8 protein-coding genes, 1 pseudogene and 1 riboswitch are annotated in these 11245 nt (G+C 71.7%); of the genes and pseudogenes, 2 read left to right on the top strand and 7 right to left on the bottom strand.

Annotation, left to right across the window (positions count from 1 at the left end; all coding sequences use genetic code 11):
- A pseudogene (locus ABT093_RS37200) lies at positions 1 to 159 on the top strand (ABC transporter ATP-binding protein); the annotation flags it as partial.
- 54 nt (positions 160 to 213) lie between these two features.
- The gene (locus ABT093_RS37195) at positions 214 to 2772 is read left to right on the top strand and encodes an ABC transporter permease (protein ID WP_350571879.1); all 2559 of its coding nucleotides are present in this window, start codon (positions 214 to 216) and stop codon (positions 2770 to 2772) included.
- A 181-nt stretch (positions 2773 to 2953) separates the two neighbouring features.
- On the opposite strand, the gene ABT093_RS37190 is transcribed toward ABT093_RS37195, so the two are convergent.
- From ABT093_RS37190 to ABT093_RS37160, 7 genes are all read right to left on the bottom strand, one after another.
- Positions 2954 to 4324 (bottom strand): NAD(P)/FAD-dependent oxidoreductase, encoded by a 1371-nt coding sequence (locus ABT093_RS37190; RefSeq protein WP_350571877.1) that lies wholly within the window; start codon positions 4322 to 4324, stop codon positions 2954 to 2956.
- Positions 4325 to 4752: 428 nt separating this feature from the next.
- Entirely contained in the window at positions 4753 to 5694 is a 942-nt protein-coding gene (locus tag ABT093_RS37185) for a Ppx/GppA phosphatase family protein (RefSeq protein WP_350571874.1), read from the bottom strand.
- Entirely contained in the window at positions 5691 to 6362 is a 672-nt protein-coding gene (locus ABT093_RS37180; RefSeq protein WP_350571881.1) for a DUF501 domain-containing protein, read from the bottom strand. Before ABT093_RS37180 ends, ABT093_RS37185 begins: the two co-directional genes overlap by 4 nt.
- Positions 6334 to 6834: an FtsB family cell division protein gene (locus tag ABT093_RS37175; protein ID WP_350571872.1), complete on the bottom strand. Its 501-nt coding sequence runs from the start codon at positions 6832 to 6834 to the stop codon at positions 6334 to 6336. Before ABT093_RS37175 ends, ABT093_RS37180 begins: the two co-directional genes overlap by 29 nt.
- A gap of 149 nt (positions 6835 to 6983) precedes the next feature.
- Entirely contained in the window at positions 6984 to 8270 is a 1287-nt protein-coding gene (gene eno, locus ABT093_RS37170) for a phosphopyruvate hydratase (protein ID WP_350551731.1), read from the bottom strand.
- A gap of 254 nt (positions 8271 to 8524) precedes the next feature.
- Positions 8525 to 9472 (bottom strand): transglycosylase family protein, encoded by a 948-nt coding sequence (locus tag ABT093_RS37165; protein WP_350571870.1) that lies wholly within the window; start codon positions 9470 to 9472, stop codon positions 8525 to 8527.
- 5 nt (positions 9473 to 9477) lie between these two features.
- A riboswitch (cyclic di-AMP (ydaO/yuaA leader) is annotated at positions 9478 to 9626 on the bottom strand.
- Between the two features lie 231 nt (positions 9627 to 9857).
- A complete protein-coding gene (locus ABT093_RS37160) occupies positions 9858 to 11159 on the bottom strand; it encodes a cytochrome P450 family protein (RefSeq protein ID WP_350571868.1) in 1302 nt (433 codons plus the stop codon).
- Positions 11160 to 11245 lie beyond the last annotated feature (86 nt).

The raw sequence follows: 11245 nt of genomic DNA, 5'->3' as shown, positions 1-11245 counted from the left end.
ACCGTCGTCATGGTCACCCACGACCCGGTCGCCGCCGCCTACGCCGACCGCGTCGTCTTCCTCGCCGACGGCCGCATCGTCGACGAGCTGGTCCAGCCGACCGCCGACGCCGTCCTGGACCGCATGCGCCGCTTCGACGCCAAGGGCCGCACCAGCTGACGCCCCGCGTCCGCCGCCCGACCCTTCGTTGACCACAGGACCCCAGGACACCCCATGTATCGCACCGCACTGCGCAATGTGCTGGCCCACAAGGGCCGACTGCTGATGACGGCGCTCGCCGTCATGCTGGGCACCGCCTTCGTGGCCGGCACCATGGTCTTCTCCGACACCTTCGGCAAGGCCATGCGGGAGAACAACTCCAAGAGCTACTCGGACGTGTCGGTCCAGGTCATCGACACCGCCGCCGGCGCCACCGCGACCGCCCGGGACAAGAGCGACAAGAGCCCGGTCACCCTGACGGACGCCACCGTCCAGCAGCTCGCCGCGCTGCCCGGCTCGGCGAGCGCCCGCGGCGTGGTCAGCGGCTTCACCGGCGTCGCCGACAAGAAGGGCACCCTGATCGGCCAGCCCTGGACGGCCAGGGGCGCCAACTTCGCGCCCGGTCCGGACGGCAAGGACGCCCGCTACCCGATGGCCGAGGGCCAGGGCCCGAAGAACGGCAAGGAGATCGCCCTCGACCGGAAGACCGCCGACAAGGGCGGCTACAAGGTCGGCGACACCGTCCGGGTCGGCTCCAACGGCCCGGTCCTGGAGGCGAAGCTCACCGGCATCTTCACCACCGACGACCCGGTGGCCAACAGCGGCGGCACCCTCACCCTGTTCGACCGCGCCACCGCCCAGCAGCTGCTGCTGGAGCCCGGCCGCTACAGCAGCGTCGTGCTCGCCGCCAAGCCCGGCACCAGCCAGGACGCCCTGCTCTCCGAGGTGAACCAGAAGCTCAAGCCGGAGCAGCAGATCGAGGTCCGCACCGGTGCCGAGCTGAAGGCGGAGGACGAGCGGCTGATCGAGAGGAGCAGCGAGAGCATCCGCACCATGCTGCTCGCGTTCGCCGCGATCTCGCTCTTCGTCGGCATCTTCATCATCGCCAACACCTTCACCATGCTGGTCGCCCAGCGCACCAAGGAGCTGGCCCTGCTCCGCGCGATCGGCGCCAGCCGCAAGCAGGTCACCCGCTCGGTGCTGGTCGAGGCGCTCGCCATCGGGACCCTCTCGGCCGCGGCGGGTCTGGTCGCCGGCCTCGGCGTCGGCGCCGGGATGCAGTCCCTGATCGCCACGATGGACGACGGCATGCCGACCGCCTCGCTGGTGGTCAAGCCGATGACCGTGGCGGTCACCCTGATCGTCGGCATCCTGGTCACGGTGCTCTCCGCACTGCTGCCGGCCGTCCGCGCCGCGCGGATCGCCCCGGTCGCCGCGATGAGCAGCGGAGACCAGCCCACCACCCAGAAGTCCCTGGTGGTCCGCAACGCCATCGGCTCGCTGCTGGCCGCCGCCGGCATCGCCCTGGTCGCCTTCGGAGCCTCGAAGGGCAACTCCGACGGCCGGATGCCGATCGCGGTCGGCGCGCTGCTCGCCGTCCTGGGCGTCTTCGTCCTGCTGCCGCTGCTCTCCCGCCCGGTGATCGCCCTGGTCGGCCCGGTCCTCGGCCGGCTGTTCGGCACCCCCGGCAAGCTGGCCCGGCAGAACGCGGTGCGCAACCCGCGCCGCACCGCCGCCACCGCCGCCGCGCTCACCATCGGCCTGACGCTGGTCAGCGGTCTGACCGTGATCGGCGCCTCGGTCGCCGACACCCTCGACCGGACGGTCACCAGCTCCATGAAGGCCGACTACCTGGTCTCCGCGGCCAACGGGATGAGCCTGTCCGACAAGGTCCCGGCCGAGGTCGCCAAGGCCCCCGGGGTGGCCGCCTCCTCGCCGCTGACCACCGTCTACTGGGAGCTCAACGGCTCCGGCCGGCAGATCACCGGCCTGAACGGGGAAAGCCTCGACAAGCTGGTCTCGGTGACGATGAAGAGCGGCTCGATGGCCGCCGCCGCCCAGGGGAAGCTGCTGGTCGACGAGGACGTCGCGAAGAAGCTGGGCATCGGGACCGGGTCCACCGTCGACGTCACCTTCGGCAACGACACCAAGGGCTCCCTGACCGTCGGCGGTGTCTACGAGAAGGGCGGCCTGCTCGGCGGGGCCCTGCTGGCCAACAGCGAGATCGTCAAGCACGAGCCGCAGCCCTACCTGAACAACGTCCTGGTCAAGGGCACCGACGGGGAGAGCGACGCGCTGAAGAAGGCGCTCAAGGACGCCACCGGCGCCAACCCGGTGATCGAGGTCAAGTCGCGCCAGGACGTCCGGGACGACTTCAGCCAGACCATCACCTTCGCGCTGAACCTCATGTACGGCCTGCTGGCGATGTCGGTGATCGTCGCGATCCTCGGTGTGATCAACACCCTGGCGATGTCGGTCTTCGAGCGCAAGCGCGAGATCGGCATGCTGCGGGCGATCGGCCTGGACCGCTCCGGCATCAAGCGGATGGTCCGTCTGGAGTCCGTGGTGATCTCGGTGTTCGGCGCCGGCATCGGCATCCTGCTCGGCTGCTTCATGGCCTGGGCGATCAACGGCACCCTGAAGTCCAGCCTGCAGGGCATGGCCACCGTGGTCCCCTTCGGCCAGCTGCTGCTCTTCCTGGCCCTGGCCGGCCTGGTCGGCCTGGTGGCCGCCTTCTGGCCCGCCCGCCGGGCCTCCAAGCTGGACATCCTGGCCAGCATCAAGACCGACTGACCGTCGGGAGTGACGAGAAGGCCCCCGCCGGAGGGTTCGGCGGGGGCCTTCTCGTTCACTTCTGTACTCCGCCCGACTCGCACAGCCGGCTGAGCACCACGGAGGTCGTGGTCCGGCAACGCTGCCGGGCGGAGGGCCTCCGACTCATGCCCCGGTGCTCCCACACCGGGGTCCGCAGTCGTTACTTGCTGGCGAGCTCCTTGTCGGCGGCCGGCTTGGCGGCCTCGACGGCGGGCTTGGTGGGGGCCGTGACCTCCTGGATCGGCTGGTACGGGTTCTCCATCTGCGACAGGCCGACCATCTCGCGCTTCAGGAAGACGGCGAGGGTCCAGTCGGTGAAGACGCGGACCTTCCGGTTGAAGGTGGGGACCATGGCGCCGTGGTACAGGCGGTGGAACCACCAGGCCGGACGGCCCTTCAGCTTGTACTTGCCGAAGAGGATCGCGACACCCTTGTGCAGGCCGAGACCGGCGACCGCACCGAGGTTCTTGTGCTTGTACTCCTGCTGCGGGAAGCCGCGCATGCCGGAGATCACGTTGTCGCCGAGGACGGCGGCCTGGCGCACGGCGTGCTGCGCGTTCGGCGGGCACCAGGCGCCCTCACCGGCGGCGAGGTCCGGCACCTGGGCGTTGTCGCCGGCGGCCCAGACGTAGTCGAAGCCCTGGACCTGCAGGGTCGGCGCGGTGTCGACGTGGCCGCGCGGGCCCAGCGGCAGGCCGAACCGGGTCAGCACCGGGTTCGGCTTCACGCCGGCCGTCCACACGATGGTGGAGGCGTCCATCTCCATGCCGTTCTTCAGCACGACGTGGCCGTCGACGCAGGAGTCCATCGAGGTCTCGATGTAGACCTCGATGTTGCGCTCCTCGAGCTTCTCCTTGGTCCACAGACCGAGGTCCGGGCCCATCTCGGGGAGGATGCGGTTGGCGGCCTCGACCACGACGAAGCGCATGTCGTCACGGCTGACGGTCTTGTAGATCTTGGAGGCGTCGCGCGCCATGTCCTCGATCTCGGCGATCGTCTCGACGCCGGCGAAGCCGCCGCCGATGATGACGAAGGTCAGCGCCTTGCGGCGGACCGCCTCGTCCGTGGTGGACTCGGCCTTGTCCAGCTGCGCCATGACGTGGTTGCGGAGGGCGATGGCCTCCTCCACGGTCTTCATGCCGATGCCGTTCTCGGCCAGACCCGGGATCGGGAAGGTGCGGGAGACCGAGCCGGTCGCGACGACCAGGTAGTCGAAGGGCAGCTCGTACGAGTCGCCGGCCGCGGGCTGGATCGTGGCGATCTTGCGCTCGTGGTCCACACCGGTGACCGCACCGGTGAGCACCTCCGCGTTCTTCAGCGCGGTGCGCAGGGGCGCGACGAGGTTGCGGGGCGCGACGTTGCCGCCGGCCGCCTCGGGGAGGAAGGGCAGGTACGTCATGTACGACCGCGGGTCGACGACCGTGACGGTCGCTTCGCCGTAACGCATCTTCTTGAGGATGCGCATCGCGGCATACAGGCCGACGTAACCACCGCCGACAATGAGGATGCGAGGACGCTCCGTGGTGCTCATATCCGAAAGTATCCAGCACCGCTCGGAGCAGCCTTCGTGAGCCCGCTCACAAGCTTCTGGACCCCCTCTGCTACACTACGCGCCCCCGTTTCGACCCCCCGCCGGGCCCCTCGCGGCCCCTGCGGCCACCCGGTGGGCACGCCCGTTCGGACGGCCCCGCTGAGCAGCAACGATCCATGACCCGGGCGGGTTCCCCTACAGGATTTCGATTTTCAAACCTCTGGCGGGCCGAAACCTGCGATCCAGGGGTCGTCACGCCGAGCGAGCCTTCGGTCCCACATATCGGACGGACCGGACCGCCCGGTGCGGCGAAAGGCTGGATCGCCATGTGAAGAAATTCACGAACATTCCCGCAGCGCCCCCGGCGCGCCCCGGCCCCGGAGCCCCAGGGGGGGCGTCCGGGGCCGGACGGTAAGTCCCGCACCTGTTCAGCGGGCGATGCTCCAGGCGATTCCGTCCAGGATGTCGTGCTCGCTGACGACCACCTCGGCGGCGCCCGTCCGCTCCATGATCTCCAGCAGTTCCAGCGCGCCGGCCGCGATCACGTCCACCCGGCCCGGGTGCATCGACGGGATCGCCGCCCGCTCGGCGTGGGTGGAGTGCAGCAGCCGGTCGGCGATCTCGGCGACCCGCTCGCGGGGGATCCGCGAGTGGTGGATCGCCTCCGAGTCGTACCGGGGCAGGTCCTGGGCGATCGCCGAGATGGTGGTGACCGTGCCGGCCAGGCCGACCAGGGTGGCCGCGCCGGTCAGCGGGACGGCCTCCTCGGCCCGGTCCAGCTCGGCGCGCACGTGCGCCCGCGCCTCGGCGATCCGCTCGTCCGACGGCAGCTCGGCGCCGCCGAAGTGCCGCTCGGTCAGCCGCACGCAGCCGATGTCCACCGAGCGCGCCGCCCGGACGTCCTCGGCCCCGAGCACGAACTCGGTCGAGCCGCCGCCCAGGTCGAAGACCAGGTAGGGGGCCGGGAACTGACCACCGGTGAGCTCCTTGGTGGCGCCGACGAAGGACAGGTGCGCCTCCTCCTCGCCGCTGACCACCTCGGGCTCGACGCCCAGGGCCGCCCGCACGCCGTCGACGTACTCGGCGCTGTTCTCGGCGTCCCGGGAGGCGCTGGTGGCGACGAAGCGGATCCGCTCCGGGCCCACCCCGAAACCGGAGATCACCTCGGCGTACTCGCGGCAGGCGGCGAAGGTGCGCTCCAGCGCGTCCGGGTGCAGCCGGCCGGTGCGGTCCACGCCCTGGCCCAGCCGGTTGATGATCATCCGCCGGTCGAGGTCGGTGATCGCCCCGGTCTCCGGGTCGAGGTCGGCGACCAGCAGCCGGATCGAATTGGTGCCGCAGTCGATCGCGGCCACCCGGGTCGTGCTCACGCCCCGTCCTCCCCCGCCTCGTCCGACTCCTGCGCGGCCCGCTTGGCGGCGCGCTCGGCGGTCTTCTGCTCCTTGGCCGCGATCACGGCCGCGTGGTCCTGCTCCTTGGCCCGGTTGCGGGCCACCCGCTCGCCGGCGGCCGTGACCTCGGCGGCGGAGACGCACGGGCCCTTGGCCCACCAGTCCTCCAGCATGCCGATCGCCTCGTCGCCGAGCGGGTTGACGCCCTCGCCGGCCGCCAGCGAGTGGCCGACCAGGACGTGCAGGCACTTGACCCGGTCCGGCATGCCGCCGGCGCTCGGGAAGCCCTCCAGTACCTCGATGGCGTCCCGGCGGGCGATGTAGTCCTCGTGCGCCTTCTGGTACGCCGCGGCCAGCTCCGGGTCCTCGGCGAGCCGGGCGGTCTGCTCCTTCATCACGCCGTCCGCCTCCAGGGTGCCGATCAGCGAGGCGGCCTTGGGGCAGGTCAGGTAGTACAGCGTCGGGAACGGCGTGCCGTCCGGCAGCCGGGGGGCCGTCTCCACGACGTCCGGGTTGCCGCACGGGCAGCGGTGGGCCACGCCGCGCAGGCCGCGCGGGACCCGGCCGAGCTGCGCGGCGATCGCCGCGACGTCCTCGTCGGAGACGGTGGGGTGGTTCTCAGTGGTCATGGGAGGAGCTGTCTCCAGCGGGGGCGGGGGCGGGTGGTGAGGGAGGGGCGGACTGCCCCGGGGCGGCGGGGGCCACCGGTGCGGCGGCGGCAGCGGCGTCCACGGAGTCCCAGACGCTGGCGTACCAGGGCCGGGCCGCCTTCGCCGGACCGGCCGCCGGGCCCTGCGCGGGCGGCGGCGCGCCCAGCGCGGACTTCGCCGCGTCCTGGGCCGCCGGGTCGACCGCGATGTACGGGGTCTCCCCCGGCATCGCGTAGTGCAGCCGGGTGCGGGCCTGCGCCTTGACGTACTCCGGGTCCTGCCAGCGGGCCTTCTCCCGGCGCAGCTGCTCGACCTCCTGCCGGGCGTGCTCGGCCCGGGCGCGCTGCGCCGAGATCTCCGAGCGCTGCGAGACGAACTGCCGCGTCGGGTAGGCCAGGATCGCCACCAGTGAGCAGAGCACCAGCACGAGGACGGTCGCCCGGCTCGTGAACCGAGGCCGGGCGGCCAAGCCCGGGATCCTCCAGCCTGCCATCTGCGGTGTCCCCTCCTGGTCGCGACGGTGCCCCGCCGTCCACCCTACGGGGTGAACGGCGGGGCACCGGTCAGGCGTGCGCTACCGGGCGTCCGGCGATACCGGCCGGGCGCCGCCGGGCGGGCTCAGCCCTCGTGCTTGAACCGCGGGAAGGCGCCGCGGCCGGCGTACTCGGCGGCGTCGTCGAGGATCTCCTCGATGCGCAGCAGCTGGTTGTACTTGGCGACGCGCTCGGAGCGGGCCGGGGCGCCGGTCTTGATCTGGCCGCAGTTGGTGGCGACGGCCAGGTCGGCGATGGTGACGTCCTCGGTCTCGCCGGAGCGGTGCGACATCATGCAGCGGTAGCCGTTGCGCTGGGCCAGCTCGACGGCGTCCAGGGTCTCGGTCAGCGAGCCGATCTGGTTGACCTTCACCAGCAGCGCGTTGGCGGTGCCGGTCTCGATGCCGCGGGCCAGGCGGGCCGGGTTGGTGACGAACAGGTCGTCGCCGACCAGCTGGACCTTGTCGCCCAGCTTCTCGGTCATGGCCTTCCAGCCGTCCCAGTCCGACTCGTCCAGCGGGTCCTCGATGGAGACCAGCGGGTAGGCGGCGACCAGGCCGGCGTAGTACTCGATGAGCTCGGCGGAGGTGAGCGCCTTGCCCTCGAACTGGTAGGCGCCGTCCTCGTAGAACTCGGAGGAGGCGACGTCCAGGGCGAGCGCGACGTCCTTGCCCGGCACGTAGCCGGCCTTCTGGATGGCCTCGACGATGAGGTCCAGGGCCTCGCGGTTGGAGTCCAGGTTCGGGGCGAAGCCGCCCTCGTCGCCCAGGCCGGTCGACAGACCGCGCTCCTTCAGCACGCCCTTGAGGGTGTGGTAGACCTCGACGCCCCAGCGGACGGCCTCGGAGAAGGACTCCGCGCCGATCGGGGCGATCATGAACTCCTGGATGTCGACGTTGGAGTCCGCGTGCGAGCCGCCGTTGAGGATGTTCATCATCGGGACCGGCAGGACGTGCGCGTTCGGGCCGCCCAGGTAGCGGAACAGCGGCAGGTCGCTGGCCTCGGAGGCGGCGTGCGCGACGGCCAGCGAGACGCCCAGGATGGCGTTGGCGCCGAGCGAGGACTTGTCCGGGGTGGCGTCCAGGTCGAGCATGGCCTGGTCGATCAGGCGCTGCTCGGTGGCGTCGTAGCCGACCAGCTCCGGGCCGATCTGCTCGATGACGGCCAGGACGGCCTTCTCCACGCCCTTGCCGAAGTAGCGGTTCTTGTCGCCGTCGCGGAGCTCCAGCGCCTCGAAGGCACCGGTGGAGGCACCCGACGGGACGGCGGCACGGCCGGTGCTGCCGTCGTCGAGGCCGACCTCGACCTCGACCGTGGGGTTGCCGCGCGAGTCGAGAATCTCACGGGCTACGACGACATCGATGGACGGCACGAGGCATCTCCTAGCGGAAGCAGGTTCGGCTGACGGTGGGTGCAGTCGGCCGGACGATTGCGGAGTCGTTACGACCAGAGCCTAACCGCACGGGCTGTCCGGGCCACGTCGACCTCGGCTCCGTCTCAGCGTGTGGCCCGGCTACCCACCGGTAGTTCACCTGGTTGCCCGGCCGGAGAGGTCCGGATGCGGACGAAGGGGGCCCAATCGGCCCCCTCCGTCCGCTCGGCCGGACCTCGCCGGTCGAACGGGTGTCAGCCGAGGGTCAGGACCTGGCCGGGGACGATCAGGTTCGGGTCGGCGCCGATGGTGCCGCGGTTGCCGTCGTACAGGGCGTGCCAGCCGCCGGAGACGCCCTGGCCGGCGGCGATCCCGGCGAGGGTGTCGCCGGAGCGGACGGTGTAGCCCTGGCCGGCCGACTGCTGCGGGGCGGCGGGGGCGCTCTGGGCGGCCTGGCCGGCGTACTGCTGGTAGACGCTCTGGTGGCTGGTCCAGTACCAGGCGCCGTTGCTCTGGTACCAGTACACCTTGGCGTCGGCGTCCCAGCCGGCCTTGCCGGAGAAGGCCGGGGACTGCGGAGCCTGCTGCTGGACCTGCGGGGCCTGCTGCTTGGGCTGCGGCGTCTGCTGCTTGGGCTGCTGCTGGGCGCTCTGCGGCGCGTACTGCCGGGCCTGCGGCTTGGCGGCCTGCTGCTGCGGCTGGGCCTGCGGAGCGGCGGCCGGCTTCGGGGCGGCGGCCTTCGGGGTCTGCTGCTGCGGCTGGGCCTGCGGCTTCGGGGCGGCCGGCTTGGCGTCCGTCGAGGTGTCGACCGCCGCCGGGGCGCCGCCCTTGCTCAGGCCGGCCTTCTTGGAGCAGACCGGCCAGGCGCCCGGGCCCTGCGAGGCGAGGACCTTCTCGGCGACCGCTATCTGCTGCGCCTTCGAGGCCTGGTTGGCCTGCGGCGCGTAGGCGGCGCCGCCGTACGCCTTCCAGGTGCTGGGGGTGAACTGGAGGCCGCCGTAGAAGCCGTTGCCGGTGTTGATGCTCCAGTTGCCGCCGCTCTCGCACTGGGCGACCGCGTCCCAGGTGGAGACCGGGGCGGCGGAGGCGCCGGTGGCGCTCAGGATGGGCATGGCCAGCCCGACGCCGGCGACACCGGCGACGGCGATGGCCTTCTCGGCCTGGGTACGGCGACGGTGACGACCGGTTCCAACGAACAGCATGACGAGGTCCCTCTCCGCACGCCTGCGAGGTGAGCTGTCGGGTTCGGACCGGGAGGTGGCCCGGCCGCGCGGAGGCGGCTTCACCCCTAGCCGTGGGAGACGGCACGAAACCTGGTTCCCCCGCCCCTGCCCAGGGTTCTGGTCGGTTTCCCGTGACGCGGCGGGCAGGACTCGGCGTTCCGCGGACGGGGCCCGCAGCGGCGGGCTCCACGGAGAGTAGACAGATCTTCAGAGCAATCACAAGCTCATATCGTCGATATCACACGAACATCACGTCACGTGATGGATTGCCTACCAACCGAAGCGGTATGTCCGGATTGATGCGGGTTCAGACCCCTGTGAAACACGGTTCGGAGAGCATCCGTCAGCGTGTCGTGGGTGTCCGTCAGGCCTCGCAGGCGCCGCCGGGAACGGCCAGGTCAGGCCTTTTCTCCGGCGTGAATTCCACCGGAAGTTCACGAAGTCCACGCATGATCAGACCACCGCGCCAGCGCAGGTCCCCGGGGTCGGCGGCGAGCCGAAGGTCCGGCAGCCGGGTCAGCAGGGTGGCCAGCGCGGCCCGCCCCTCCAGCCGCGCCAGCGGCGCGCCGATGCAGTAGTGGATGCCGTGCCCGAACCCCAGGTGCGGGTTGTCCGTCCGGGCCAGGTCCAGGGTGTTCTCGTCGGCGAACCGCGCCGGGTCCCGGTCCGCCGCCGCGAGCACCACCAGCACCGGGTCGCCGACCGGGATCTCCACCCCGCCGATGGTCAGCGGACTGGCCGCGAACCGCCAGGTGGCCAGCTCCACCGGCCCGTCGTAGCGCAGCAGTTCCTCGATCCCGGTCTCCAGCAGCGCGCTCTCGCCGCGGCCGACCGACTCCTGGAGCAGGGCGCGCTGCCCCGGGTTGCGCAGCAGCGCGTACACGCCGTTGCCGATCAGGTTGACCGTCGTCTCGAAGCCGGCGAACAGCAGGATGAAGGCCATCGCCGCGGCCTCGTTCTCGGTCAGGTGCTCGCCGTGGTCGCTGGCCCGGATCAGCCCCGAGATCAGGTCGTCGCCGAGGTCCGCCCGCTTGCGGTGGATCAGCTCCGCCAGGTAGGCCCGCATCCGCTTCACCGCGCGCCCCACGCCGCCGCGCTGACCGCTGCCGTGGCCCGGTTTGGTGTGTCGCAGCATCATCCCGGCCCAGTCCCGGAAGTCGTCCTGGTCCTCAGCGGGCACCCCGAGCAGGTCGCAGATCGCGTAGATGGGGAGCGGGAACGCGAACTCGTGGATGAGGTCGGCGGACCCGCGGGCCGCGAAGCCGTCGATCAGCCGGTCGGTCAGCTGCTGCACCCGCGGCTCGAACGCCGCCACCCGGCGCGGCGTGAACGCCTTGGACACCAGCCGGCGCAGCCGGGTGTGGTCCGGCGGGTCGATGTTCAGCAGGTGCGTCATGAGGTCGGCCTGGCGCTCGCCCGGGATGCCGACCCGGCCGGTGCGGTGGGCCTGCTCGCTGTGGTGCACCGGGTTCTTGGAGAGCCGGCTGTCCGCGAGCGCCTGCCGGGCGTCCGCGTACCGGGTGACCAGCCACGCCTCCACCCCGCTCGGCAGGGTGGTCCGGTGCACCGGCTCGTGCTCGCGCAGCCACGCGTACGCGGGGTACGGATCGGCGGCGAACTCCCAGGTGAACAGGGGCGGGCGGGCGGGGTCGGGCTGAGCTGGCATGGGTCGACGGTATCCCGGGCGTGTCCGGGCCACCGCACGGCGTGCGCGCGGCCGTCGGGGCGGCCGTCGGGGCCGCGTCCGAAGCC

It is taken from the genome of Kitasatospora sp. NPDC002551 (genome assembly GCF_040296005.1).
Lineage (GTDB): Bacteria > Actinomycetota > Actinomycetes > Streptomycetales > Streptomycetaceae > Kitasatospora.
This window is presented reverse-complemented; position numbering and strand designations above follow the sequence as displayed.